The 24461-nt window shown below is 68.7% G+C and carries 23 protein-coding genes and 1 tRNA gene; 7 read left to right on the top strand and 17 right to left on the bottom strand.

Annotation, left to right across the window (positions count from 1 at the left end):
• Window positions 1–104: 104 nt before the first annotated feature.
• The gene (locus tag AC1DSC_RS00345; protein ID WP_012746465.1) at window positions 105–284 is read right to left on the bottom strand and encodes a DUF3606 domain-containing protein; all 180 of its coding nucleotides are present in this window, start codon (window positions 282–284) and stop codon (window positions 105–107) included.
• 143 nt (window positions 285–427) lie between these two features.
• Between AC1DSC_RS00345 and AC1DSC_RS00340 the strand changes: the two genes are divergently transcribed.
• A complete protein-coding gene (locus AC1DSC_RS00340; protein ID WP_012746464.1) occupies window positions 428–844 on the top strand; it encodes a nuclear transport factor 2 family protein in 417 nt (138 codons plus the stop codon).
• On the opposite strand, the gene AC1DSC_RS00335 is transcribed toward AC1DSC_RS00340, so the two are convergent.
• Genes AC1DSC_RS00335 through AC1DSC_RS00325 form a run of 3 tightly spaced genes read right to left on the bottom strand, consistent with a single transcriptional unit; the run spans window position 841 to window position 5709 of the window.
• Window positions 841–2346 carry a class I adenylate-forming enzyme family protein gene (locus AC1DSC_RS00335; RefSeq protein WP_062362914.1) on the bottom strand — a complete coding sequence of 502 codons (1506 nt, stop codon included), beginning with the start codon at window positions 2344–2346 and terminating at the stop codon, window positions 841–843. The two genes, AC1DSC_RS00340 and AC1DSC_RS00335, sit on opposite strands and share 4 nt — an antisense overlap.
• Before the next feature lie 5 nt (window positions 2347–2351).
• Window positions 2352–3338 (bottom strand): Bug family tripartite tricarboxylate transporter substrate binding protein, encoded by a 987-nt coding sequence (locus AC1DSC_RS00330; protein WP_062362917.1) that lies wholly within the window; start codon window positions 3336–3338, stop codon window positions 2352–2354.
• A 43-nt stretch (window positions 3339–3381) separates the two neighbouring features.
• Window positions 3382–5709, bottom strand: a complete 2328-nt coding sequence (locus tag AC1DSC_RS00325) for an acyl-CoA dehydrogenase family protein (RefSeq protein WP_062362920.1) — start codon at window positions 5707–5709, stop codon at window positions 3382–3384.
• 106 nt (window positions 5710–5815) lie between these two features.
• Here AC1DSC_RS00325 and AC1DSC_RS00320 point away from each other — a divergent pair, with 106 nt between their 5' ends.
• The 3 genes from AC1DSC_RS00320 to AC1DSC_RS00310 are packed head-to-tail and all read left to right on the top strand — an operon-like array spanning window position 5816 to window position 9147.
• Entirely contained in the window at window positions 5816–6613 is a 798-nt protein-coding gene (locus tag AC1DSC_RS00320; protein ID WP_369664279.1) for a citryl-CoA lyase, read from the top strand.
• Window positions 6610–7773 (top strand): acyl-CoA dehydrogenase family protein, encoded by a 1164-nt coding sequence (locus AC1DSC_RS00315; RefSeq protein WP_012746459.1) that lies wholly within the window; start codon window positions 6610–6612, stop codon window positions 7771–7773. The genes AC1DSC_RS00320 and AC1DSC_RS00315 overlap by 4 nt, the downstream gene beginning before the upstream one ends.
• Window positions 7774–7782: 9 nt before the next feature.
• Complete coding sequence (locus tag AC1DSC_RS00310; RefSeq protein WP_062362924.1) at window positions 7783–9147, top strand: MmgE/PrpD family protein; 1365 nt, start codon at window positions 7783–7785, stop codon at window positions 9145–9147.
• 6 nt (window positions 9148–9153) lie between these two features.
• On the opposite strand, the gene AC1DSC_RS00305 is transcribed toward AC1DSC_RS00310, so the two are convergent.
• From AC1DSC_RS00305 to yaaA, 10 genes are all read right to left on the bottom strand, one after another.
• Window positions 9154–9861, bottom strand: coding sequence for an arylmalonate decarboxylase (locus tag AC1DSC_RS00305; RefSeq protein ID WP_062362927.1), 708 nt, complete (start codon window positions 9859–9861; stop codon window positions 9154–9156).
• Entirely contained in the window at window positions 9862–10869 is a 1008-nt protein-coding gene (locus AC1DSC_RS00300) for a tripartite tricarboxylate transporter substrate-binding protein (protein ID WP_259347634.1), read from the bottom strand.
• Window positions 10870–11002: 133 nt separating this feature from the next.
• Entirely contained in the window at window positions 11003–12157 is a 1155-nt protein-coding gene (locus AC1DSC_RS00295) for a mandelate racemase/muconate lactonizing enzyme family protein (RefSeq protein WP_062362931.1), read from the bottom strand.
• 110 nt (window positions 12158–12267) lie between these two features.
• Complete coding sequence (locus AC1DSC_RS00290; RefSeq protein WP_062362934.1) at window positions 12268–13155, bottom strand: LysR family transcriptional regulator; 888 nt, start codon at window positions 13153–13155, stop codon at window positions 12268–12270.
• A 19-nt stretch (window positions 13156–13174) separates the two neighbouring features.
• The gene (locus tag AC1DSC_RS00285) at window positions 13175–14065 is read right to left on the bottom strand and encodes a LysR family transcriptional regulator (protein WP_062362937.1); all 891 of its coding nucleotides are present in this window, start codon (window positions 14063–14065) and stop codon (window positions 13175–13177) included.
• Window positions 14066–14161: 96 nt separating this feature from the next.
• Entirely contained in the window at window positions 14162–15067 is a 906-nt protein-coding gene (locus tag AC1DSC_RS00280; RefSeq protein ID WP_012746452.1) for an SDR family NAD(P)-dependent oxidoreductase, read from the bottom strand.
• Window positions 15068–15185: 118 nt separating this feature from the next.
• Window positions 15186–16064 carry an NADPH-dependent 7-cyano-7-deazaguanine reductase QueF gene (queF, locus tag AC1DSC_RS00275; RefSeq protein WP_062362940.1) on the bottom strand — a complete coding sequence of 293 codons (879 nt, stop codon included), beginning with the start codon at window positions 16062–16064 and terminating at the stop codon, window positions 15186–15188.
• The gene (locus AC1DSC_RS00270; protein WP_062362943.1) at window positions 16061–16960 is read right to left on the bottom strand and encodes an alpha/beta fold hydrolase; all 900 of its coding nucleotides are present in this window, start codon (window positions 16958–16960) and stop codon (window positions 16061–16063) included. The genes queF and AC1DSC_RS00270 overlap by 4 nt, the downstream gene beginning before the upstream one ends.
• 17 nt (window positions 16961–16977) lie before the next feature.
• Window positions 16978–17817: a 2OG-Fe(II) oxygenase gene (locus tag AC1DSC_RS00265; RefSeq protein WP_062362946.1), complete on the bottom strand. Its 840-nt coding sequence runs from the start codon at window positions 17815–17817 to the stop codon at window positions 16978–16980.
• A gap of 1 nt (window position 17818) precedes the next feature.
• Window positions 17819–18601 (bottom strand): peroxide stress protein YaaA, encoded by a 783-nt coding sequence (yaaA, locus tag AC1DSC_RS00260; protein WP_062362950.1) that lies wholly within the window; start codon window positions 18599–18601, stop codon window positions 17819–17821.
• A 107-nt stretch (window positions 18602–18708) separates the two neighbouring features.
• Between yaaA and AC1DSC_RS00255 the strand changes: the two genes are divergently transcribed.
• Together AC1DSC_RS00255 and galU are read left to right on the top strand one after the other, a co-directional pair.
• Window positions 18709–21588, top strand: a complete 2880-nt coding sequence (locus AC1DSC_RS00255) for a valine--tRNA ligase (RefSeq protein ID WP_062362953.1) — start codon at window positions 18709–18711, stop codon at window positions 21586–21588.
• Window positions 21589–21697: 109 nt separating this feature from the next.
• Window positions 21698–22588, top strand: a complete 891-nt coding sequence (gene galU / locus AC1DSC_RS00250; protein WP_062362956.1) for a UTP--glucose-1-phosphate uridylyltransferase GalU — start codon at window positions 21698–21700, stop codon at window positions 22586–22588.
• A gap of 40 nt (window positions 22589–22628) precedes the next feature.
• On the opposite strand, the gene AC1DSC_RS00245 is transcribed toward galU, so the two are convergent.
• The 3 genes from AC1DSC_RS00245 to cysM are packed head-to-tail and all read right to left on the bottom strand — an operon-like array spanning window position 22629 to window position 24335.
• Window positions 22629–22856 (bottom strand): sulfurtransferase TusA family protein, encoded by a 228-nt coding sequence (locus tag AC1DSC_RS00245; RefSeq protein ID WP_012746445.1) that lies wholly within the window; start codon window positions 22854–22856, stop codon window positions 22629–22631.
• The gene (locus AC1DSC_RS00240; RefSeq protein WP_062362958.1) at window positions 22846–23424 is read right to left on the bottom strand and encodes an NUDIX hydrolase; all 579 of its coding nucleotides are present in this window, start codon (window positions 23422–23424) and stop codon (window positions 22846–22848) included. Before AC1DSC_RS00240 ends, AC1DSC_RS00245 begins: the two co-directional genes overlap by 11 nt.
• A gap of 8 nt (window positions 23425–23432) precedes the next feature.
• The gene (cysM, locus tag AC1DSC_RS00235) at window positions 23433–24335 is read right to left on the bottom strand and encodes a cysteine synthase CysM (RefSeq protein ID WP_062362961.1); all 903 of its coding nucleotides are present in this window, start codon (window positions 24333–24335) and stop codon (window positions 23433–23435) included.
• Window positions 24336–24376: 41 nt separating this feature from the next.
• Between cysM and AC1DSC_RS00230 the strand changes: the two genes are divergently transcribed.
• Window positions 24377–24461, top strand: a tRNA-Leu gene (locus AC1DSC_RS00230).

Here is a 24461-nt window from a genome sequence, read left to right as displayed (position 1 = left end):
ATTCGGCTCGTTCACTTTGCGCGTCCTGAAGCGAAGGAAAGCCAAAGTATCGGTCCCGCCCCCCGCAGCGGGTGTAGGAGCGTACCTACGCTTTCGCCACCCGCCTAGGGTTTGCCGAGGTAGACCCGCACGTCCTTCACCTCGACGCCCGCGGCGGCCACGGCCGAACGCAGCTGCGCCTCGGTCACGCCCAGCGTCTCGGTCCAATAGCGCACCTCGTGCGGCTCGTTGACATTGATGCGGGTCCGGTCCTGCGGGCCGCGCTTGTTCGGGTCGTCTGCCATGGCGTGCTTCCTGTGTTTCGTATGTCGATGCAGGGACGATGCGCGCCCCTGCGGCGCGGCACTGGCGGACGGCGGCGCGGCTCCTTGCAGGAAATGTCCGAAACCGGCGTGCGGGCGCCGCGGGCCGCGCCTATGGTCAGGGCATGAACTCCGAACAGAACAAGCGCACCATCGCCGACGCATGGAAGGCTTTCGCAAGCCGCGACCCCCAACGCATCGCATCCTGGTTCACCGAGGATGCCGAATGGCTGGCGCCACGCGGCAACGCCACCGCGCTGGCACTCGATGCGCCCGACCACATGATCGGCCCGGACGCCATCGTTCATTTCCTGGCCGAGAGATTTCCGGCGCTCTTCGTCTCCGACGTCGCGGTCGATTTCCGCAGCCGCTATTGCGAGGGCGATACCGTGATCGTCGAGCTGCGCCTGCAGGCCACGCTCGCGAACGGCCGCCGGTACGACAACGACTACTGCTTCATCTTCGAACTGCGCGATGGGCGCATCGCCCGCGTGCGCGAGTACATGGACACGCAGAAGGGCCGCGCCTGCATCTTCGGCTAGGGCCGGGCGGCGCGCGCCTGCAGCTCGCGCTTGAGCAGCTTGCCGTTGGCCGTGGTCGGCATGGCGTCGATGGTCTCGATGCGCGCGGGCCGCTTGTAGGGCGACAGGTGCTCCGCGAGGTAGGCGCGCAGCGCCGGTTCATCGAGCACGGCGCCGGGCTTCATCTCGACGAAGGCGACGATGCGCTCGTTGCCGTCGGCCTCGGGCACGCCCACCACCGCGCAAAGGTGCACGCCCGCAAAGCGGCCGATCACCGCCTCGATCTCCGCCGGATAGACGTTGAAGCCCGAGCGGATGATCATTTCCTTGAGCCGGCCGACCACGAACAGCGCACCGTCCGCATCGAGGCGCCCGAGGTCGCCGCTCGCATACCAGCCGCCGGGTCGCATGACCTGCGCCGTGGCCGCCGCATCGCGGAAGTAGCCCAGCATGAGGCCGGGCCCGCGCAGCCAGATCTCGCCGGTCTCGCCCGGCGCCAGGTCCTGGCCGTCAGGTCCGACGATGCGCGCCTCGCCGCCCTCGACCCCATGGCCCGCGGCGGTGTCCGCGCGCGGTGCCTCCACGCGCGTGAGGAACACCGAGCCCGCGTACTCCGACAGGCCATAGCCATAGTGCAGCGGCTGGCCGAACAGCGCCTCCACGCGCTGCTTGAGCGCTGGATCGAGCGGCGCCGAGCCGGTGTAGACATAGCGAAGCGCCGGAAAGCGCGGCGCGCCGTGCCCGGCCTCGACGTGCGCCAGCAGCCGCGCGTACATCGTGGGCGGCCCGAGCAAGTTGGACACCTCTTCATGCGCGAGCGCATGCAGCATGTCGGCCGGCGAGAAGCTCGCGCGCAGCACCAGCGCGGCGCCGCCCGTGAGCGCGGCCATGAGCACCGTGCCGATGCCGAAGATGTGCGTCATCGGCAGGAAGGCGTAGACCCGGTCGTGCGCGCCCAGCGATCGCACGCCGGCCGACACGCGGCCGAAATGCAGCAGCCCGCGGTGCGACACCATCACGCCCTTCGGCGTGCCCGAGGTGCCTGAAGTGAAGATGATGGCCGCAGTGTCCGCCAGCGCGGAGTCGGCCTCCGGGCTGGCCTCGGCGCGCACGGCCGAGCGCATCACGCCCGGCAGCGCCGAGGGCACCGCGCCGGCGCGCTGCGCATGCTGGCGCGCGGCGTCCGAAGCATCGCTCGTGAAGCAGCATAGCCGCGCATCGGCGCGGTCGGCAATGGCCGCGACCTCGCCGGGCGACATGCGCGCGTTGACCCCGCACGACCATGCGCCGATGCGGCTGCACGCCATGATGAGCGCGATGTGCGCGGCGCAGTTCTCGGCCACCAGCAGCACGCGGTCGGTCGGCCGCACGCCGGCGGCCAAGAGGTCCTGCGCGGCCGCCTCGGCCATGGCCTGCAGCGCGCCGTACGACACGGTGCCCGATGGCTCGAAGAGAAAGGCCGCGCCCGGTGACTGCAATGCGCGTGCTTCGAGCAGCTCGTGGATCCGCGTGGGTGCCGGCATTTCGCTCATTCCGCCTCGATGCCCTGCGCTGCGGTGGCCCAGAGCCTGCGGTCGGCCTGGCCCTTGGCCGCGAGCAGCTCCGCGCCGCCGCTCCAGACCTCGTAGCCCTGCTCGCGCAGCCGATGGGCGACATCCTCACGCGCCAGCGCCTTGTGCGCGGCGGCGTTCAGGCGCGCGACCAGCGCCGCGTCCATGCGCGCCGGACCGTAGAGGCCGAACCAGCCGCCCACGTCGTAGCCGGCCACACCCGACTCGATCATGGTCGGCACCTCGGGCAGCATGCGGTTGCGCTGGCGCGAGGTGACGGCCAGCGCGCGGATCTTGCCCGACTGGATGAAGGGCCGCGAGGTGGCGATGATGTCGAACATCATGGTCACGGTGCCGCCCATCACATCGGCCAACGCGGGTGCGCTGCCCTTGTAGGGCACGTGCGTGAGCTGCACGCCGGTCATCTTCTCGAGCAGCGCGCCGCTCAGGTGGTTCGACGCGCCGATACCGGCCGAGCCGTAGAACACCTTGCCCGGGTGCGCCTTCGCATAGGCCAGCAGCTCGGCCACGCTGCGCACCGGCAGGTCCTTGTTGACCACGAGCACGTTGGTGTAGTCGACCAGCGGCGCGATGGGCGTCAGGTCCTTCATCGGATCGAAGGCCATCTTGCGCTGGACGTTCGGATTGATGGTGATGGTCGGGCTCGCGCCGAAGAACAGCAGCGCGCCGTCGGGTGCGGCCTTGGCCACTGCGTCGCCACCCACCGAGCCGCTGGCGCCGGGCCGGTTGTCGACGATGACCTGCGTGCCGAGCTCCTGGCTCAGCGCGGGCGCGAGCAGGCGCGCCGCGCCGTCCACCGGACCGCCGGCCGAATAGCCGACCACCAGCTTGATGAGCGGCGGCAGGGGCTGCTGCGCGAAGGCGCGATGCGGCAGTGCAGACAGCGCCGCGCTGCCTGCCATCGCGGCCATGAGGTGGCGGCGCGAGAAGTGAGTCGATGTCATGGCGTTGTCTCCTGGTGTGTATTTCTTCGGCGGCTCGCATCGATCAGGCCGGCAGGTCCAGCACCTGCCGCGCAAGGATGTTGCGCTGGATCTCGTTGGTGCCGCCGTAGATCATTGCGGCGGTGGAGCCGATGAGCGGCGACAGCACGTTGAAGCTCTGCCCGTCGAGCAGCTGGTCGCCCGCGACGGCGCCCTGCTCTTCGCCGGCCTCGACCAGCAGCGCGCCGATGCGGTGGTAGGTTTCGCTGGCCCATATCTTGAGCAACGACACCGATGCCGGCAGCGGCTGGCCCGCGCGCACGATGTCGGCAAAGCCCGTGTATGCGGCCGACAGGTCGAGCACGTCGAGCCGCAGTGCGGCAAAGCGCTGCGCGAACACCGGGTCTGCAAATAGGCGCCGCGCCTGCGCCAACCGCGCAAGCTGTCCCAGCGCGTACTGCGACTGCTTGGGGCTGCCCAGGAAGATGCGCTCGAAGCCCAGCAGCGCCTTGGCAATCGTCCAGCCGCCATGCAGCTTGCCCACGAGGTTTTCGGCCGGCACGCGCACGTTGTCGAAGAACACCTCGCAGAACTCGGGCTCGCCCGAGAGCGTGTGGATGGGCCGCACCGTGATGCCCGGCGTGCGCAAGTCGCACAGCAGGAAGCTGATGCCCTCCTGCTTGCGCGCGGCCTTGTCGGTGCGCACCAGCATGAAGATGTGGTTGGCATCCTGCGCGAGCGTGGTCCAGATCTTCTGGCCATTGACGATGAAGTGATCGCCCTCGGCATCGCGCCCCGCCACGGCCTCGGTGCGAAGGCCCGCCAGGTCGGAGCCGGCGTTGGGCTCCGAATAGCCCTGGCACCACACATGCTCGCCGCTCAGGATGCGCGGCAGGAAGCGCTGCTGCTGCTCCGGCGTGCCATGCTGGATCAGCAGCGGGCCGATCATCACGATGCCCTGGTCCGGCGCGCGCGCCACGCCGTGCTGCTCGAGCTCCTCGATCCATGCAATGAGCTTGTCGGCCGGCAGCCCCATGCCGCCATGCACCTCCGGCCACGCCGGCGCGATCCAGCCCTGCGCCGACAGCGTGAGGTACCACTCGCGGATCTCGCTCCAGCGTGCGCGGTGCGACAGGTAGCGCAGCTGCTGCGGATAGCGCTGCTGCAGGAAGGCGCGCACCATGCGCCGGAACTCGGCCTCGGGCATCGCATGCCAGTCGGCGCTGCGCGGAAACTCGCCCTCCCATGCGGCGGTGCCCGCCCGCGCTTCGCCGCCGTCGGCCAGCGCGGCATGCCGGCGCTGGTGCGCGGCCACGTTGCCGAGCCACGCCGAAAGGCACAGCGTGCGCTTGTAGTAGAGGCTCAGCTCGCACTCCTGCGTGTAGCCGATGGCGCCATGCAGCTGCACTGCCGTGCGCGAGGCCTGCAGCGCCGCGGCGGTGCAGCGGGCGTTGACGCGGCTGGCTTCGGCTTCGAGCCGTTCGGCCGGGAGCCCCTGGTCCGCCAGTGCCAGCACCTCGGCGAGCGCGGCCTGCGCCACTTCGAGGTGGATGAACATGTCCACGCAGCGGTGCTGCAGCGCCTGGAAGCTGCCGATGGGCTTGCCGAACTGCGAACGGGTGCGCAGGTAGGCCAGCGTCTGCGCGAGCATCGCCTGGCCCACGCCCAGCAGTTCGGCCGCCTGCAGGACCTGGCCGGCCGCGAGCGCGTGGCGTAGCGCGTCCTGCGCGGCGGGGCCTTCGGCCAGCACCGCATCCGCGGGCAGCGCCACCTGCTCGAAGCGCAGGCTCGCAGCCTGGCTGCCGTCAACCAGCGGCACCAGGGTTTCGCTCACGCCGGCCGTGCCGCGCGGCACCCACAGCAGCACCGCGTCGTCGCTGCCGCGCGCCGACACCAGCCAGCCGCTGGCGGCCGCGCCGGGCAGCACCATGAGCTTCTCGCCCTGCAGCAGCACGCCGCCCGCATGCCCCCCGCGCGGCTCGCAGCCGCAGGCCAGCGGCACGGCGCTCAGGTCGCCGGCGCTCTCCTGCCAGGCCAGCGCCGGCAGGCTGCGGCCCGCGACCAGCTCCGCCAGCAGCGACTGCGCGGCCGGAGCCTTGAGCCGCGCGAGCAGCATCGCGCTCAGGCCCGCCACCGCCAGCAACGGCTCGGGCGCCACATGCTCGCCCGCGGCCCGCAGGATCTGCGCGGCGCCCGCGAGCCCCAGACCGAGCCCGCCTGCGGATTCGGGTGCCAGCATGCCGGTCCAGCCCAGCTCGGCCATGGCGCTCCAGCCCTGCGCCTCGTCGGCATCGGGCCGCTCCATGCGCTCGCGCCGCCGCTGGATGGAACGGCTGCGAACGAAGTAGTCGAGCGCAGCATCGCGCACGGCGGAAAGTGATTCTGTGTCCATCGCCGCAGCGTGACAGAACGCCCCGCCGCGCGGCATTTGCATTTGCCGAAGGGAGGGTTTCGCATTCACAGACCCGCCTCGCGCGAGGGCGGCATAGATTCGGCACATGACCACCACAAAGATCAAGAAATCCCTGCACACCGAGCTCGGCCACAGCACGCCCGACCGAATCACCGTGCGCGGGCGCGACCTGCCCTCCGAGATCCTGGGCCACCTGAACCTCGGCGACATGGCCTTCCTGGAGCTCACGGGCCGCATCCCGACACCGCAGGAGTCGGTCACTTTCAACGCCATCGTCGTCACGCTGGTCGAGCATGGCATCACGCCCAGCGCGCTGGCCGCGCGCCTCACCTATGCAGGCGCGCCCGAGGCGCTGCAGGCTGCGGTGGCCGCGGGCCTGTGCGGCCTGGGCACGGTGTTCGTGGGCAGCACCGAAGGCGCAGCCAGGATGCTCTACGAGGCCATTCCCTTCGGCGAGAAGCCGGCGCGGCCACTGGCCGACATGGCGAAGGACATCGTGGCCGACCATCGCGCGCGCAAGCAGATCGTGCCGGGCCTCGGGCATCCGCTGCACAAGCCGATCGACCCGCGCACGCCGCGCCTGTTCCAGATCGCCGAGGAGAACGGCCTCTCGGGCCATTACGTGGCGCTGATGCAGGCGGTGCAGCAGGAGGCCGAGCGCGTCTCGGGCAAGTCGCTGCCCATCAATGCGACGGGCGCCATCGGTGCGATTGCGGCCGAGTTCGGCTTTCCGTGGAAGATCATCCGCGGCCTCGGCGTGATGGCGCGCGCCATCGGGCTCGTGGGCCACCTCTTGGAGGAAATCGACGACCCGATGGCCATCGAGATCTGGCAGCGCGTCGAAAAGGAAGCCGGCGGCCCGCGCCAGGATTGGACGAGATGAACAACCACAACGACACCCGCTTTGCCGACATCCGCGATGCCGTGCGCGACCTGTGCGCGCAGTTTCCCAACGAGTACTTCCGCAAGATCGACGAGGCGCGCGGCTACCCGGCCGAATTCGTCGACGCGCTCACCAAAGCCGGCTGGATGGCCGCGCTCATTCCACAGGAATACGGCGGCTCCGGCCTCGGGCTCACCGAAGCCTCGGTGATCATGGAAGAGATCAACCGCTCGGGCGGCAACTCGGGCGCCTGCCACGGCCAGATGTACAACATGGGCACGCTGCTGCGCCACGGCAGCGAGGCGCAGAAGCGCAACTACCTGCCGCGCATCGCCACTGGCGAGCTGCGCCTGCAGTCGATGGGCGTGACCGAGCCCAGCACCGGCACCGACACCACCAGGATCAAGACCACGGCCGTGAAGAAGGGCGACCGCTACGTCGTCAACGGCCAGAAGGTGTGGATCTCGCGCATCCAGCATTCGGACCTGATGATCCTGCTGGCGCGCACCACGCCGCTTGCGGAGGTCAAGAAGAAATCCGAAGGCATGTCGATCTTCATCGTCGACCTGCGCGAGGCCATCGGCCAAGGCATGACGGTGCGGCCCATCCTGAACATGGTGAACCACGAGACCAACGAGCTGTTCTTCGAGAACCTCGAGATCCCGGCCGAGAACCTGATCGGCGAAGAGGGCCAGGGCTTCAAGTACATCCTCGACGGCCTCAATGCCGAGCGCACGCTGATCGCGGCCGAATGCATCGGCGACGGCTATTGGTTCATCGACAAGGTCACGGCCTACACCAAGGAGCGCGTGGTGTTCGGCCGGCCCATCGGCCAGAACCAGGGCGTGCAGTTTCCGATTGCCGAGGCCTTCATCGAGATAGAGGCCGCCAACCTCATGCGCTACGAGGCCTGCCGCCTGTTCGATGCGCGCGAGCCCTGCGGCGCACAGGCCAACATGGCAAAGTACCTGGCGGCCAAGGCCAGCTGGGAGGCGGCCAATGCCTGCCTGCAGTTCCATGGCGGCTTCGGCTTTGCGTGCGAATACGACATCGAGCGCAAGTTCCGCGAGACGCGGCTCTACCAGGTGGCACCGATCTCGACCAACCTCATCCTGAGCTACGTGGCGGAGCACATGCTCGGCCTGCCGCGTTCGTTCTGAAGGCACTCCATGACCACCTCATCGAATCATCCCAGCCGGGATCTCGCCACCTTCGCCGCCGAACTCAAGTTAGCGGACATTCCCGCCCCCGTGCTGCGCCGCACCGAGGACCTGATGCTCGACTGGCTGGGCTCGGTGCTCGCGGCGCGCACGGCGCGGCCGGTACGCAGCATCGAGCGCTTCGCGCAGACGATGGGGCCGGCCGAGGGGCCGAGCGAAATGCTCACCTCGCGCCGCACCACTTCGCCAGTGTTCGCCGCGCTCGTCAACGCCGCGGCCTCGCACTACGTGGAGCAGGACGATGTGCACAACGGTTCGGTGTTCCATCCCGCGGCCGTGGTCATTGCGCCCGCACTGGCCGTGGCGCAGAGCATCGGCGCCAGCGGTGCGCAGCTGCTGACGGCCGTGGTCGCGGGCTACGAAGTCGGCATCCGCGTGGGCGAGTTCCTGGGCCGCTCGCACTACAAGACTTTCCACACCACCGCGACGGCGGGCACGCTCGCGGCTGCCGCGGCAGTGGGCCGGCTGCTCGAACTCGCGCCGCAGCAGATGCTGCACGCCTTCGGCTCGGCCGGCACGCAGTCGGCCGGCGTTTGGGAATTCCTGCGCGATGCGGCCGATTCGAAGCAGCTGCACTGCGCGCATGCGGCCGCGAGCGGACTGATGTCGGCCTACCTCGCGCAGGACGGCTTCACGGGCGCGGCGAAAGTGCTCGAAGGCGCGCAGGGCCTGGGCGTGGGCATGTCGAGCGATGCCGATCCGGCACGGCTCACCGACCGCCTCGGCACGCGCTGGGCGCTGGCCGAAACCTCGTTCAAGTACCACGCCTCCTGCCGCCACACGCATCCCGCGGCCGATGCGCTGCTGCAGGTGATGAGCGAGCACCAGCTCGCGCACGGCGACGTGGCCCGCGTGACCGCGCATGTGCACCAGGGCGCCATCGACGTGCTGGGCCGGGTCACGGTGCCGGCCACCGTGCACCAGGGCAAGTTCTCGATGGGCACGGTGCTGGGCCTGATCGCGGTGCATGGCCGCGCCGGCCTGGGCGAATTCGACCGCGACTTTCTCGCGCCCGAGGTGGCCACGTTCCGCGACAAGGTGGCGATGGAACTCGACGCCGAGGTCGACACCGCCTACCCCGCGCGCTGGATCGGCAAGGTCAGCGTGCAGACCCGCGACGGCCGCACGCTGGCCGGCCGCGTCGACGAGCCCAAGGGCGACCCGGGCAACAGCCTGAGCCGCGCCGAGATCGAGGACAAGATGCAGCGCCTTGCGCACTACGGCGAGGGCGCCACGGCCGACGAGGCGAAGGCGCTGTGCCAACGCATCTGGCAGCTCGAGTCTGCGCCGCGCGTGGGCCGCTGGCTCGGCTGAGGCCCTTCAGGCGAACAATCGGCCCTGCCCCGGCGAGCGCGCATCGAGCCCGGCGGTGCGCACGAGGTCCCAGAAGCCCGCGGGCGAACTGGACACCACGGGCACCTGCAGGCGCGCCTCGACCTCGCGCACGGCATCGAGCGTGACGAGGCCCCCGCACGAGATGAGGAGGCCATCGGCGCCGGGCTGGTCCTCGAACACCTTGAGGCACAGGTCGACCAGCACCTCGGTCGGCACCTGGCCCACGGCCTGCACATCGGAGATGGCGAGGCCTTCGAGCGCCAGCGGTTCGAAGTCGCTCTGTTCGAGATAGGTTCGCAGCTGCGTGTTGACCTCGTCGATGTAGGCGGTGGCGACGGCCACGCGCCGAACCTTCAGGTGATGCAGGCCCGCGATGATGGCGTCGCTCATCGTCGTGCAAGGCAGGTCCGTCGCCTGTTCCATCTCGCGCTGGAGTTGACGCGTGAAGGCGACGCCGCGGAAGAAGCTCAGCGACGTGCCCATGAGGGAGACGGCGCTGGCGCCCTCCGCCTTGAGTTCCAGCGCTTTGTCGACGACCGAGTCGATCACTTCGGTGTAGCCGCGGGTCGAGATTTCGCCGAGTCCCAAGCCTCTTGCTGAAAAGCGGATGCGCTCGCCGTAGAGCAGCGGGCCGTCCACCGGCACCGCGCCGGCGGCCGGCGGCACGATCAGGCCCAGGTGCGGCCGCGCCATCTACTTGCCCTCCGCCACGATGTTCTGCTCGGCAATGATGCGCTGCCAGCGCTTCGTCTCCTCCGCCATGTCCTTGCCGAGCTGCGCCGGCGTGGCGTAGGCGCGCAGCGTGCCTTGCGCGGCTGCCGCGGCGCCGGCGTCGGGCGTGTCGAGCACGGTCTTCACCGCGGCCGAGAGCCTGTCGACGATCTCGTCGGGCGTGCCGGCGGGCGCGAGCACGAAGATGCGCGGCGCCACGTCGAAGCCCGGCAGCGCATCGGCCAGCGGCGGCACGCTCTCGGCGCCTTCGAGCCGCGCGGTGTTCATCAGTGCGATCGCGCGCAGCTTGCCGGCCTTGGCCTGCGCCATGCCGGCCGTGGCGCTGACCACGCCGATGGGCACCTGCCCGCCGACCACGTCGGGCACGATCTGCGCGGCGCCGCGGTAGGGCACGTGCACCACCCTGCTGCCGCTGGTCTGCTTGAGCATCTCGAAGCCCAGGTGGTGCACCGTGCCCACGCCCGAGGTGGCGTAGGAATAGTGTCCCGGCCGGGCCTTGATCTCCTTCACGAATTCGGCCGGCGTCCTGGCCGGGAAGTCGTTGCCTGTGACGATCATCAGCGGCGAGACGAAGGCGCCCGCGACGGGCCTGAAGCTGGTGAGCGGATCGACCGGCGCCTTCGGCTGCAGCAGCTTGGCGGCCAGCAGCGCGCTGTCGCCCATCATCAGCGTGTAGCCGTCCGGCGCCGACTTGGCGACGTATTCGGCGGCGATCATGCCGGTGGCGCCGGTGCGGTTGTCGACCATCACCTGCTGGCCGAGCACCGCCGACAGGCGCGTGCCGAGCAGGCGCGCGACCGCATCGACGCCGCCGCCGGCCGAATAGCCGACCACGAGGCGGATCGGCTTGTCGGGGTACTTCTGGGCCCAGGCGGCGGGCGCGGCGAGCGCACCCGCAAGGCCCAGGGCCATGGCGGCACGCAGCGCCTGGCGGCGTGCAGGGCGAGCAATCTCTCTGGCTTTCATCATGTCTCCAATGGTCATCGATCAGCGGCCGTCTGCGCGGCTCGTTCAAGTGCACCCGCGGAACCGGCTTTGCCGGGCCGCCGGGTGCGCCCCCAGTGGGGGGAAGCGCCCAAGGCGCTTCGGGGAGCGTCCATTTTTATGCTTTGCCCTTGCCGCGCGAAGTCGGCAGCTTCGCAAGCTCGCGCACGCGATCCGCATTGGGCGCGAAGCCCAGGCCCGGCGTCTCGGGCAGCTGCAGCCAGCCGTCCTGCGGCACCGGCAGGCCGTCGAAGACCTGCTTGAGCATCTGCACGGCCACGTAGTGGTATTCGGCCATGCCGCCGTTCGACACGCCCGCATGCAGGTGCATGTTGTGGAAGGGCCAGGCACCGCCGTTGTCGATCGGCACGTTGAAGGCCGCGGCCATGCCCGCGATCTTCAGGCACTGCGAATAGCCGCCCGAGATGGTCACGTTGGGCTGCAGCACGTCGGCCGCCTGGTTCACCAGCAGGTCGCGGAAGCGGAAGGCCAGCCCTTCGTTCTGCCCGCAGGCCAGCGGAATGCTGGTGCGCGCGCGCAGCTGGGCCATCTGCCGCACGTCGTTCTGCGTGAGCGGCTCCTCGAAGAAGCTGATGCCGTAGGGCTCGATGCGGCGCGCGAGTTCGGTGGCGTGGAACAGGTCGAGGCCGCAGTTGGCGTCGACGTACAGCTTCACATCAGGACCGACCGCCTCGCGCACGGCCGCCACGCGGCGCACGTCCTCGGCAATGACCTCGTCGATGGGCCGCGGCTCGTCGCGCCGCGCGAGCGCATGGCCACCGACCGTCATCTTCAGGCGCCGGAAACCCTGCGAGACCCAGAGCTTGGCGGCGGCGGCGAGCTGGTCGCGCTCGAAGAAGCCGAAGCCGAAGGTCGCATAGACCGGCACCTTGGAGCGCGCACCGCCCAGCAGGCGCCACAGCGGCTGGCCGAGCGCCCTGGCCTTCAGGTCCCACAGCGCGATGTCGAGCGCGGCGATGGCGTGGCTCGCATAGCCGGTCTGGCCGCGCGGCGAGAGCAGCCAGTAGAGCTTGTCCCACAGGCGCTCGGTGGCCATCGGGTCTTCGCCGATCAATGCCGGGCCGGCCACCTCGCGCACGGCAGCGGCAATGATTTCTTCTTCGGTGATGGCCGTCATGCCATGGCCGACAAGGCCGGTGTCGGTCTCGATCTCGGTCAGGCAGAGCGACAGCGAGGTCTGCTGGTTGAGCCCCAGCACATCGATGGTGACGGGAATGTTCAGCGGCGTGGCGCTGACGCGGATGATCTTCAAGAACGTCTCCTGTTGCTTTGCTTCGGCTGCACGATTCTTGGTGCGCAGGCCGCGGAGAACAATTCGTTTTTGGCGGGCGCGAGGCTTCGCGCCGCGCGAAGGCTCGGGGCTCAGTCCGGCCGGCCGAGATGCTCCAGCACCGAGCGCGCGGCCGCGGTCAGGTCCTGCTGCCGCCGCACGCACAGCAGGTGGCGGCGCACCGCCCACGGCGCATCGAGCTTGAGGCAGCGCAGCTTCAGTATCTGCAGCTGCGGCAGGATGGCCGCATAAGGCAGCACGCCGATGCCCACGCCCTGCTCCACCATGCGGCACACCATGTCGAAGCTGCCCACCTGCATGCGCACCTTGAGCGGCAGCTGCGCCTCCAGCGCCGCGTTCAGCAGCACGCGGTGCAGCGCCGTGCCTTCGCGCACCACGATATGGTCGTGCCGCAGCACCTCCTCCACGCCGATGCGCTTGCGGCGGGCCAGCGGATGGTCGCGCGCCACCACCACGGCCAGTTCGTCGCTGCGGTAGGGCAGGCATTCGAGCATGTCGGCGGGCGTGTTGCCCTCGATCACGCCGATGTCCGCCAGGCCGGCCTGCACGGCCTTCACGACCTCGGTGCTGGCGCGCTCCTGCAGGTCGATCTTGAGCACCGGATGCAGCCGCAGGAAGGAGCCGATCTGCGCGGGCAGGAACTGCGCGATGGTGGACGCGTTGGCCGTGATGCTGACCACGCCCGCCACGCCGTTCTGGAAGTCGTCGAGCTCGGCGCCGAGCCGGTCCATGGCCGAGAGCACGGCGCGCGCATGCAGCAGCAGGCCGTGGCCGGCCGAAGTGAGCGTCACGCCGCGCGCATGGCGCACCAGCAGCGGCAGCCGCGCGCGGGCTTCCAGGTCGGAGATGCGCTTGCTCGCGGCCGCGAGCGCGATGTGGCAGCGCTTGGCGCCTTCGCTGATGCTGCCGTGGTCGGCCACGGTCACGAACAGGCGCAGCGACTTCAGGTCGGCGGACATGGCCTGCGCGCCTTCTTCTTCAGGGCGCAACGAGGTGGTCGAACAGCTCGCGCGCCGAGGCCGGCAGCTGCTCGCGGCTGCGTGCGATGAGCTTGAGCTCGCGCTCGGCCCAGGCATCGCTGAGCGCCACGGTCGCGATGCGCATCGCCATCGACAGCCGCTGCGCCGACGAGGCCGGCAGCACGCCCACCCCCACGCCCGCCTCGATCATCAGGCAGATCGCCTCGAAGCTGCTGACCTGGATGCGCGGGTTGAAGCCGCGGCCGGCCAGCTCGGCCCGGCGCTGCAGGAAGCGGTGGATGGCGCTGCCGTGGTGCAGGCCCACGTGCTGCTCGTCGAGCGTGTCGGCAAAGGCCACCGAGGCCGCACCCGCCAGGTGGTGCGCAGCGGGCACCACCAGCACCAGCTGGTTGCGGCCGAAGGGGCGCGCGTCGAGTTCGCCGGTGTGCACGTCGCCGGCCAGGATGCCGATGTCGGCCTCGCCGTCGGCCACGGCGCGCACGATCTCCTCGCTCAGGTATTCGCGCAGGTCCACCTGCACCGCCGGATGCTGCGTGAGAAAGCCGGCCAGCTTCTGCGGCAGGTATTCGGTGATGGAGGTGGTGTTGGCGAACACGCGCACATGGCCCTTGATGCCCTTGCCGAAATCCTGCATGTCGCAGCGCAGGTGCTCCATCTGCTGCATCACGCGCTTGGCGTGGTAGAGCACCGCCTGCCCTGCCGCCGTGAGGCTCACGCCCTGCGCACTTCGGTGCAGCAGCTTGCCGCCCACGGCCTCTTCCATCTGCTTGATGCGGGTGGAGGCGGCCGCCAGCGAGATGCAGGCCTTCTCGGCGCCGCGCGTGAGGCTGCGCGCGTCCGCCACGTAGACGAACAGTTTCAGGTCGAACAGGTCGAAATGCAGGTTCACCGGACAAGCGCGCCAGAAAGAAAGGAAGCGTGCATTGTCCGGCGAATGGCGCCGCGCGCGCCGGCCTCAGGGTTTGACCTCAGGAGCGGGCCCCGCTCAGACCGGGTCCCAGCTGAACACGTCGGCCGAGCGGTCCAGCGGATGGAAGCTCGCGCGCATGGCCGGCATGGCGTGCTCGGCAATGCTCTGCGGGGTCCAGCCCTCGGAGCGATGGATGGAGCGCACCGGCCGCGGCTGGCTGATGAGCGAGATCTCGTTGTTGCGCACCGAGAAGATCTGGCCGTTGACCGCGCCGGCCGCATCGCTTGCCAGGTACACCGCGAGCGGCGCCACCTTGGCGGGCGTCATCTGCTTGATCTTGTCGACGCGGGCGCGCTGCTCGTCGGTGTCGGTGGGAATGGCGCCGATCATGCGGCTCCATGCAAACGGTGCGATGCAGTTGGAGCGCACGTTGAACTTGAGCATGTCGAGCGCGATCGACTTCGACAGTGCCACGATGCCGAGCTTGGCCGCCGCATAGTTGGCCTGGCCGTAGTTGCCGATGAGGCCCGAGGTCGAGGTCATGTGCACCATCGCGCCCGAGTTCTGCTCCTTGAAGTGCGTGGCGGCCGCGCGGCTCACGTAGTAGGCGCCGTACAGGTGCACCTTGAGCACGGCGTCCCACTCGTCGACCGACATCTTGTGGAAGAACCGGTCGCGCAGGATGCCGGCGTTGTTGACCACCGCATCGATGCGCCCGAAGCTCTCGACCGCGCACTCGACGATGCGCGCCGCGCTGGCCGCATCGGCCACGCTGTCGGTGTTGGGCACGGCCTGGCCGCCCGCAGCGCGGATCTCGTCGACCACCTGCTGCGCGGGGCCGGCGCTGCCGCCCGCACCATCAAGGGCCGCGCCGATGTCGTTCACCACCACCTTGGCGCCATGGCTCGCCATGGCCAGCGCGATGTCGCGCCCGATGCCGCCGCCCGCGCCGGTGACGACGACTACTTTTCCTTCAACCATGTGTGTCTGCTCCGGATAGCCGCCCGCAGTGTCGCGGGCAGTTCCAGAATGCCACAGGGGCCGCGCTGCGGGTTCCGGATTTCCGAAGAGGGGCTTCGGCGGCGCCCTTGCCCCTCCCTTATTGCCGCGCGGTGCGGATGTTCGGCGGCAGCGCCTGCGGCCAGCTGGTGCGGAACGGATTGATGTCGAGCCCGCCGCGCCGCGTGTAGCGCGCATACACGGCGAGCTTGTTGGGCTGGCAGCGGCGCCAGATGTCGGTGAACATGCGCTCCACGCAGGGTTCGTGGAACTCGTTGTGGTTGCGAAAGCTCACGATGTATGCGAGCAGGCCGGCCTGGTCGATGGCCGGGCCGCTGTAGCGGATCTGCACGCTGCCCCAGTCGGGCTGGCCGGTGACGAGGCAGTTGCTCTTGAGCAGGCGGCTCGTGAGCGTCTCGTTCACCGGCGGCTGGGTGCTGTCGCTGGACAGCAGTTCGGGCGCGGGCTGGTAGTGGGTGCACTCGATGTCGAGCCGGTCGAGGTCCAGGCCGTCGAGTTCGTGCACCGGCTCGCGGTCGAACATGTCGGGTGCCAGCAGCTTCACGCCGATGCCGGCCGATTGGTCGCTGCCGCGCCAGAGCGCCTCGGACAGGTCGGCGCGCAGGCGGTCTCGCACCGCCTCGACGCTCGCGAAGGCGCTGCTGTTGAAGCTGTTGAGATACAGCTTGAACGACTTGCTCTCGATGATGTTGGGCGTTTCGCAGGGGATGGTGAAGTGCGCGATGGCCAGCTGCGGCTTGCCGCGCAGGTTGAGCCAGCTCACCTCGAAGGCGGTCCAGAGATCGGCGCCGAAGAAGGGCAGCGCGCCGGCGGCGATGCCCATGGCTTCGCGCTGGGTGCTGCGCGCAATCGGAAAGAGCAGCGAGGGGTCGTACCTGTCGGCATAGGCCGAGGCGCGGCCCAGCTGCGACTGCTCGGGCGTGTTGGGGTTGGCGGGGGGGATGTTGTCGAGGCTCATGGCTTGTGGTGTTCTTCGGCCGCATGCAGGAACGGCGCGATGTGGTGGGCGAGGATCGCGCAGACCTCGGGCGGCAGGTCGTGGCCCATGCCGGGAATGCTGACGAACTTTGCGCCCGGAATGCGCTTGGCGGTATCCAGGCCGCAGGCCATCGGCACCAGCGCATCGGCTTCGCCGTGCAGCACCAGCGTCGGGCACTTGATGCGCGGCAGCACTTCGGGGCGGCGCGCATCGGCGCCAATGGCGAGCATCTGGCGGAACATGCCGGCCGGGCGGTAGGCGCGGCGCATGCTGAAGGTGAGGCGCTCTGCCAGCGCCTCGGTGCTTTGCGGATAGGCGGGGCTCTGGATGAGCCTGAGCAGCCGGATGCTGTGCGCCACCAGCTCGGCCTCGCCGCCGCCCAGCGGCCGGCGCAGCAGCATGGCGGCCACGTCGCTGCGCGGTCCGGGCAGGCCGCGCGCGCCGCTGGAGCTCATGATGCTCACGAGGCTGGCCACGCGCTCGGGCGCTTCGGCGGCCAGGTGCTGCGCGATCATGCCGCCCATCGAGGCGCCGATGACGTGCGCCTGCTTGATGCCCAATGCGTCGAGCACGCCCAGCGAATCGCGCGCCATGTCCTGCAAGGTGTAGGCCGATCGGACCTGCAGGCCCAGCTTCTGTCGAATGCTCTCCCACACGATGTTGCCGGTGCCCGCATGGTCGAAGCCCTGGCTCAGGCCGATGTCGCGGTTGTCGTGGCGCACCACGCGAAAGCCCGCATCGACCAGCGCCTGCACGAAGTCCTGCGGCCAGCCGACCAGCTGCATGCCCAGGCCCATGATGAGCAGGGCCACCGGGCGGCCTTCGCCGCCGGTGTCGTCGACCTCGATCTGCAATCCGTTGGCCAGCAGCTTCATGGCGCTCCCGTGTCTGTTTATTTGAATTCGCGTTCGCGCAACCACTTGGTGGCGACCCACTTCTCGCCCGCGAGCACGGGCGCGCCGCCATGCAGCGTGCGGGTGGCGGGGTCGGGATCCTCGTAGCTGAAGAACACGCCGGTGCCGCGCACGGGCGCCACTTCCAGGCCTACGTCGGGGAAGGTGGTGGCGCCGCCCTGATCGGGCTCCTGCAGGTACATCACGAGCGTGGCCACGCGCTGGCCGCCGCGCTTGAGGATGGTGGGCGTGCCGGGCTCGCCGGGGTCGAAGTAGTCGTAGTGCGGCCGGTACTGGGCGCCGGGCGCATAGCGCAGGATCTGCAGGCCTTCGCCAAACTCCACCGGCCAGCGCAGCAGCGCGGCAATGCGCTGCTCGAGGCGCGCGACGATGTCGTTCTCGCCGCGCTCGAAGAACATGCCCTCGCTGGTGCGGTCGACGTTGAGCACCTCGCCGCCGGTGCGCGTCTCGACCGTGAGCGAGCGCGCCAGCCGCACCCGCGCGGCGGCAATCAGCCCTTCGCACTCCTCGGGCGACAACAGGTTGCCGAACACGACGACGCGCGGATGCCGCATGGTCTGCAGCACCTGCACGCGGCGGTCGCCCGCGTCGATGTACAGCGGCGCGCCTTCGAGGTCGGGACCGGGCATCTCGGTGCGCCGCGGCCTGGCCACCTCCACGTGGGGAAAGCCGGCCTCGAGCTGCGCCAGCGCCAGGTCGGTGGCCGCGTCCTGCCAGCCGGCCGCGCGCATCGAGGCCCGCAGCGCAGGCACCGAATGCCCCGCCGCGAGCTGCGACACCAGCCATTCCCGGAGCTCCGGACTGATCGGTTGCGACATATCAAGTCTTCCTTCTGAACACCAGCCTTTCGGCCGTCGACGCCGTGGCATCGAAACCATAACCCTCGAGATCGAATTTTTCCAGCGCCTTGGGCGTGGCGGCCTTGTGCAGCACCGCCCAGCGCGCGAGCAGGCCGCGGGCGCGCTTGGCGTAGAAGCTCACGATCTTGTAGCGGTCGCCCTTCCACTCCTCGAACACGCATTCGACCACGCGCGCCTTGAGCGCCTTCCGGTCCACCGACCTGAAGTACTCCTGCGAGGCCACATTGACCACCACGGGCGTGCGGTCCGCCGCCAGGCGCTGGTTCAGGTGCTCCGCAATGCGCGCGCCCCAGAAGGCATACAGGTCCTTGCCGTGCCGATTGGCAAGCGGCGTGCCCATCTCCAGCCGGTAGGGCTGCAGCAGGTCGAGCGGACGCAGCAGGCCGTAGAGGCCGCTCAGGATGCAAACGTGCTCCTGCGCCCAGGCCAGCTGCGCGGGCGTGAGCGAGCGCGCATCGAGCCCGCCGTAGACGTCGCCATCGAACGCGAAGGCGGCCTGGCGCGCATTCTTCGGCGTGCTCTTGCCGGACCAGGCCTGGTAGCGCGCCACGTTCAGCGCGGAGAGCTTGTCCGACAGGTGCATGAGTTCGGAGATCTGCTGCGGCGACTTCTCGCGCAGCAGCTTGATCAGTTCGGCCGAGGGGCCGCGGGGGGCTTCGAAATGGGGTTGGGTGGCGGGGACTTCGGTGGGAACGGGGGTGTCGTAGTCAAGCGATTTCGCAGGGGAGAGCAGGAAGAGCATCCCGGAATTATGTGGGGTGGGCCTGCCCCGGGGCGGCCCCGGTAAAATCGCCGGCTATCCCATCTTGTCCCCACGGCACCCCCGAAGGCGCCGCTTCTGCATTTCCCATGAGCGAACCCACCACCCCTTCCGCCCAGCCTGGACTGGAGAGCCTCTCCAAGTCGTTCGAACCCGCCGCCATCGAGGCGCACTGGGCCCCCGAGTGGGAGAAGCGCGGCTACGCCAAGGCGGGCTTTCGCGGCACGCAGGCGCCCAAGAAGGGCGCCGATTCCTTCGCCATCCAGCTGCCGCCGCCCAACGTGACAGGCACGCTGCACATGGGCCATGCGTTCAACCAGACCATCATGGACAGCCTGGCGCGCTACCACCGCATGAAGGGCGACAACACGCTGTGGGTGCCGGGCACCGACCATGCGGGCATCGCGACGCAGATCGTGGTGGAGCGCCAGCTGCAGGAACAGAAGATCAGCCGCCACGACCTCGGCCGCAAGAACTTCGTGGCACGCGTGTGGGAATGGAAGGAAAAGTCGGGCAACACCATCACCGAGCAGATGCGCCGCATGGGCGACACGGTCGACTGGAGCCGCGAATACTTCACGATGGATGACGACCTGTCCAAGGTGGTCACGCAGACCTTCGTCTCGCTCTATGAAGAAGGCCTGATCTACCGCGGCAAGCGGCTGGGCAACTGGGACCCGGTGCTCAAGACCTCGGTGAGCGACCTCGAAGTGGAGAGCGAAGAGGAAGACGGCTCGCTCTGGCACATCGCCTATCCGCTGGCAGACGGCAGCGGCACGCTCACGGTGGCCACCACGCGGCCCGAGACCATGCTCGGCGACACGGCCGTGATGGTCCACCCCGAGGACGAGCGCTACCGGCCGCTGATCGGCAAGCAGGTGCGGCTGCCGCTGGTGGACCGGCTGATTCCGATCATTGCCGACGACTACGTCGACAAGGAATTCGGCACCGGCGTGGTCAAGGTCACGCCCGCGCACGACTACAACGACTACGCGGTCGGCCAGCGCCACAAGCTCGAGCTGATCGGCATCCTCGCGCTGGACGCCACCATCAACGACAACGCGCCCGAGAAGTACCGCGGCATGGACCGCTTCGTGGCGCGCAAGGCCATCGTGGCCGACCTCGATGCGCTCGGCCTCCTGGTCGAGGTGAAGAAGCACAAGCTCATGGTGCCGCGCTGCGCGCGCTCCGGCGCCATCGTCGAGCCGATGCTCACCGACCAGTGGTACGTGGCCATGACGCGTCCGGGCGCCGACGGCACCTCGATCGCGCAGAAGGCCATCGACGTGGTGAAGACCGGCGAGGTGCGCTTCGTGCCCGAGAACTGGGTCAACACCTACAACCACTGGATGGAGAACATCCAGGACTGGACCATCTCGCGCCAGCTCTGGTGGGGCCACCAGATCCCGGCCTGGTACGACGAGGACGGCAAGGTGTACGTGGCGCATGACGAGGCCGAGGCGCAGGCCAAGGCCCCGGGCAAGACGCTTCGCCGCGACGAGGACGTGCTCGACACCTGGTATTCGTCCGCGCTGGTGCCCTTCTCCTCGCTCGGCTGGCCCGAGAAGACCGAGGACCTCGCGCTGTACCTGCCCTCCACGGTGCTCGTGACGGGCTACGACATCATCTTCTTCTGGGTCGCCCGGATGATCATGATGACCAAGCACTTCACCGGCAAGGTGCCGTTCAAGGACGTCTACATCCACGGCCTGGTGCGCGACGCACAGGGCAAGAAGATGAGCAAGTCCGAAGGCAACGTGCTCGACCCGGTCGACCTGATCGACGGCATCGCGCTGCCCGAACTGCTCGACAAGCGCACGCAGGGCCTGCGCAAGCCCGAGACCGCGCCTGCCGTGCGCAAGAACACGCAGAAGGAATTTCCCGATGGCATTCCGGCCTTCGGCGCCGATGCGCTGCGCTTCACCTTCGCGTCGCTGGCCTCGCTCGGCCGCAGCATCAACTTCGACAGCAAGCGCTGCGAGGGCTACCGCAACTTCTGCAACAAGCTCTGGAACGCCACGCGCTTCGTGCTGATGAACTGCGAGGGGCAGGACTGCGGCCTGCGCGAGCACACGAAGGAAGAATGCGCGGTCGGCGGCCCGGCGCACGGCTACCTGAAGTTCAGCCGCGCCGATTTCTGGATCGCATCGCAGCTGCAGCGCGTCGAGGCCGAAGTGGCCAAGGGCTTCGAGGAATACCGGCTCGACAACGTGGCCAACGCCATCTACCAGTTCGCCTGGGACGAGTTCTGCGACTGGTACCTGGAGATCGCCAAGGTGCAGATCCAGACCGGCGACGATGCGCAAAAGCGCGCCACGCGCCGCACGCTGATCCGCACGCTCGAGGCCTTGCTGCGCCTCGCGCACCCGGTGATTCCGTTCATCACCGAGGAGCTCTGGCAGAAGGTGGCGCCCGTCGCCGGACGCGAGGGCGAATCGATCATGGTCGCGGCCTACCCCCAAAGCCAGCCCGGGAAGATCGACGAAGCAGCCGAAGCGCATGTGGCGCGCCTGAAGGCGCTGGTCGATGCCTGCCGCACGCTGCGCGGCGAAATGAACGTGTCGCCCGCGGTGCGCCTGCCGCTCTATGCGGTGGCCGACGATGCCGAGGGCGCGGCCTTCCTGCGCGACGCGGCGCCGGTGCTGCAGGCACTGGCCAAGCTCAAGGAAGTGAAGGTCTTCGACGACGAGGCTTCCTGGTCGGCGGCGGCCGAAGCGGCGCCCGTGGCCGTGGTCGGCACGGCGCGCCTGTGCCTGCACATGGAGATCGACAAGGCCGCCGAGCGCGCGCGCATCGGCAAGGAAATTGCCCGCATCGAGGGCGAGATCCTCAAGGTGAACGGCAAGCTCGGCAATGAAGCCTTCGTGGCCAAGGCACCGCCGGCCGTGATCGAGCAGGAGCGCAAGCGCCTGGCCGATTTCAGCACCATGTTGGAGCGTCTTCGCGACCAGCTTGTGCGTCTCGGCTGACACACGCGGGCCTGGGCAAGGTTTAGCATGGCAACGACGGCCTTTCCGTGCCGCCGTTGATCCATCGAACCTTCTTCTTCAACTGAACGAACAGACGCCCAAATTGTCCATGCCCACTCCCTCGACACGCATCCGCAAGGCCGTATTTCCTGTTGCAGGTTTCGGCACCCGCTTTCTGCCCGCCACCAAGGCGCAGCCCAAGGAAATGCTGCCGGTTGTCGACAAGCCACTCATCCAGTACGCGGTTGAGGAAGCCTACGCGGCGGGCATTCGCGACATGATTTTCGTAACTGGCCGAAACAAACGTGCCATCGAAGACCACTACGACACCGCCTACGAACTCGAGAGCCAGCTCGAGGCCAGCGGCAAGCTCGAACTGCTCAACATCGCGCGCTCGGTCATGCCCGACGACATGACCTGCTCCTACGTGCGCCAGCCGCGCATGCTGGGGCTCGGCCATGCAGTGCTGTGCGCCGAACACCTGGTGGGCAACGAGCCCTTCGCCGTGCTGCTGGCCGACGACCTGATGGTCGGCCCTGTGGGCGGCGCACCGGTGCTCGCGCAGATGACGGCCGCCTTCGGCAAGCTCGGTGCTTCGGTGCTCGCGGTGCAGGAAGTGCCGCTCGAACACGTCAAGCGCTACGGCATCGTGGCGGGCGAATCGATCGGCGACGACCTCGTGAAGGTCGATCGCATGATCGAGAAGCCCTCGCCGGACAAGGCACCTTCGCGCCTTGGCGTGGCGGGCCGCTACATCCTCACGCCCGCCGTGTTCGACGAGATCCGCAACCAGCCCAAGGGCGCGGGCGGCGAGATCCAGCTCACCGACGGCATCGCGGCGCTGATGAAGAAGGAAGCGGTCTACGCCTATGCCTACAAGGGCATCCGCTACGACTGCGGCAGCAAGGAAGGCTTCCTGCAAGCCTCGGTGGAGCTTGCGCTCGCGCACCCCGAAGTCGGCGGGCAGTTCCGCGAATACCTCAAGAGCCTGGAGCTCTGAAGAAAAAGGGCCCCGGCGGGGCCCTTTTCTTTTCTGGCGCTCAGCGCCTCTTCAGCACGTGGATGAAGTCGCTGCCGATCGTCTGCTGCTCGACCAGCTCGTTGCCGGTCTGCCGCGCAAAGGCCTGGAAGTCGCGCAGCGATCCCGGGTCGGTCGACACCACCTTCAGCAGCTGGCCGCTCGCCATGTCGTTGAGCGACTTCTTTGCCTTGAGAATGGGCAGCGGGCAGTTCAGGCCCCGCGTGTCGAGTTCGCGGTCAACCTGCATGCTTCGGCTCCTCGGGCGGCAGGTTCAGGCCGCGCCGCCGTTCCTCGTTTTCCGCCGCGGTAAAGAACACCGGCTCGTGCCCCCGCGTGCGCAGCCAGTCGGCCAGTGCATAGCCGGTGCCCGCGGGCCAGCACTTGAGGTCGGGCAGGTCGTAGAGGCGGTAGTCCAGCAGCTCGGGCGAAAGCTTGACCTCGCCATCGGCCACCACGTGGTAGGCGATGATGATCTGGTTCATGCGCTGGAAGTCGTACGCGCCGACGAGCTTGGCCGCGCTCACGTCGAGGTTGGTTTCTTCCTTGACCTCGCGCGCAATGCCTTCCTCGGGCGTTTCGCCGGCTTCCATGAAGCCGGTGATCAGCGCATACATCTTCACGGGCCAGGCGGCGTTTCGCGCCAGCAGCACCTGGCCGCGATACTCGACGATGGCCGCGAGCACGGGCGTGGGGTTGTTCCAGTGCGTGTGGCCGCAGGAGGGGCAGCGCAGGCGTTCCTTGGGACCGCCGTCTTCCATCAACGCGATCCATTCGAGCGGCGTGGCGCAGGCCTGGCAGAACTTGGGATGGGCCATGGCTTCGGTCAGGCGGGAAAGACGCCGGTCGACAGGTACCGGTCGCCGCGGTCGCACACCACGAACACGATGGTCGCGTTCTCGACCGTCTTGGCAACCTCGAGCGCCACCCAGAGCGCGCCGGCCGCGGAGATGCCGCCGAAGATGCCTTCTTCGCGCGCAAGGCGCCGGCACATCTCCTCGGCGTTGTCCTGGCTCACGCTGATTTCATCGTCGACCCGGCTCGGGTCGTAGATCTTGGGCAGGTATTCGGCCGGCCACTTGCGGATGCCCGGGATGCGCGAGCCTTCGGCCGGCTGCGCGCCGATGATGCGCACCGCGGGGTTCTTTTCCTTCAGGAAGCGAGAGACGCCGGTGATGGTGCCGGTGGTGCCCATGGCGCTCACGAAATGCGTGATCTTGCCCTTGGTGTCGGTCCAGATCTCGGGGCCGGTGGTCTCGTAGTGGATGCGCGGGTTGTCGGCATTGGCGAACTGGTCGAGCACCCGGCCCTTGCCCTGCGCCACCATCTGCTCGGCCAAGTCGCGCGCGTATTCCATGCCGCCGCTCTTGGGCGTGAGCACCAGCTCGGCGCCGAAGGCCTTCATGGTCTGGGCGCGCTCGACGGACAGGTCCTCCGGCATGATCAGCACCATGCGGTAGCCCTTGATGGCCGCGGCCATGGCCAGCGCGATGCCGGTATTGCCCGAGGTGGCTTCGATCAGCGTGTCGCCGGGCTTGATCTCGCCGCGCTCCTCGGCGCGCTTGATCATCGAAAGCGCAGGACGATCCTTCACCGAGCCCGCGGGATTGTTGCCTTCCAGCTTGCCAAGGATGACATTGCCGCGCCTGGCGTTTTCGGCCGCATCGATGCGTTGCAGTGCCACCAGGGGGGTCTTGCCGATGGCGTCTTCGATCGTCGGATAATTCATGGCAGCCACTGTGCCATAATTTTGGGCTTCCTTCCGGATGTGCCCGGGTGGTGAAATTGGTAGACGCAGGGGACTCAAAATCCCCCACCGAAAGGTGTGCCGGTTCGATTCCGGCCCCGGGCACCA

It is taken from the genome of Variovorax sp. 01N425, assembly GCF_056399465.1.
This window is presented reverse-complemented; position numbering and strand designations above follow the sequence as displayed.

Coding starts and splice junctions, on each gene's coding strand:
- AC1DSC_RS00345 (WP_012746465.1), bottom strand. CDS start 284: ATGGCAGACGACCCGAACAAGCGCGGCCCGCAGGACCGGACCCGCATC.
- AC1DSC_RS00340 (WP_012746464.1), top strand. CDS start 428: ATGAACTCCGAACAGAACAAGCGCACCATCGCCGACGCATGGAAGGCT.
- AC1DSC_RS00335 (WP_062362914.1), bottom strand. CDS start 2,346: ATGCCGGCACCCACGCGGATCCACGAGCTGCTCGAAGCACGCGCATTG.
- AC1DSC_RS00330 (WP_062362917.1), bottom strand. CDS start 3,338: ATGACATCGACTCACTTCTCGCGCCGCCACCTCATGGCCGCGATGGCA.
- AC1DSC_RS00325 (WP_062362920.1), bottom strand. CDS start 5,709: ATGGACACAGAATCACTTTCCGCCGTGCGCGATGCTGCGCTCGACTAC.
- AC1DSC_RS00320 (WP_369664279.1), top strand. CDS start 5,816: ATGACCACCACAAAGATCAAGAAATCCCTGCACACCGAGCTCGGCCAC.
- AC1DSC_RS00315 (WP_012746459.1), top strand. CDS start 6,610: ATGAACAACCACAACGACACCCGCTTTGCCGACATCCGCGATGCCGTG.
- AC1DSC_RS00310 (WP_062362924.1), top strand. CDS start 7,783: ATGACCACCTCATCGAATCATCCCAGCCGGGATCTCGCCACCTTCGCC.
- AC1DSC_RS00305 (WP_062362927.1), bottom strand. CDS start 9,861: ATGGCGCGGCCGCACCTGGGCCTGATCGTGCCGCCGGCCGCCGGCGCG.
- AC1DSC_RS00300 (WP_259347634.1), bottom strand. CDS start 10,869: ATGATGAAAGCCAGAGAGATTGCTCGCCCTGCACGCCGCCAGGCGCTG.
- AC1DSC_RS00290 (WP_062362934.1), bottom strand. CDS start 13,155: ATGTCCGCCGACCTGAAGTCGCTGCGCCTGTTCGTGACCGTGGCCGAC.
- AC1DSC_RS00280 (WP_012746452.1), bottom strand. CDS start 15,067: ATGGTTGAAGGAAAAGTAGTCGTCGTCACCGGCGCGGGCGGCGGCATC.
- queF (WP_062362940.1), bottom strand. CDS start 16,064: ATGAGCCTCGACAACATCCCCCCCGCCAACCCCAACACGCCCGAGCAG.
- AC1DSC_RS00270 (WP_062362943.1), bottom strand. CDS start 16,960: ATGAAGCTGCTGGCCAACGGATTGCAGATCGAGGTCGACGACACCGGC.
- AC1DSC_RS00265 (WP_062362946.1), bottom strand. CDS start 17,817: ATGTCGCAACCGATCAGTCCGGAGCTCCGGGAATGGCTGGTGTCGCAG.
- yaaA (WP_062362950.1), bottom strand. CDS start 18,601: ATGCTCTTCCTGCTCTCCCCTGCGAAATCGCTTGACTACGACACCCCC.
- AC1DSC_RS00255 (WP_062362953.1), top strand. CDS start 18,709: ATGAGCGAACCCACCACCCCTTCCGCCCAGCCTGGACTGGAGAGCCTC.
- galU (WP_062362956.1), top strand. CDS start 21,698: ATGCCCACTCCCTCGACACGCATCCGCAAGGCCGTATTTCCTGTTGCA.
- AC1DSC_RS00245 (WP_012746445.1), bottom strand. CDS start 22,856: ATGCAGGTTGACCGCGAACTCGACACGCGGGGCCTGAACTGCCCGCTG.
- AC1DSC_RS00240 (WP_062362958.1), bottom strand. CDS start 23,424: ATGGCCCATCCCAAGTTCTGCCAGGCCTGCGCCACGCCGCTCGAATGG.
- cysM (WP_062362961.1), bottom strand. CDS start 24,335: ATGAATTATCCGACGATCGAAGACGCCATCGGCAAGACCCCCCTGGTG.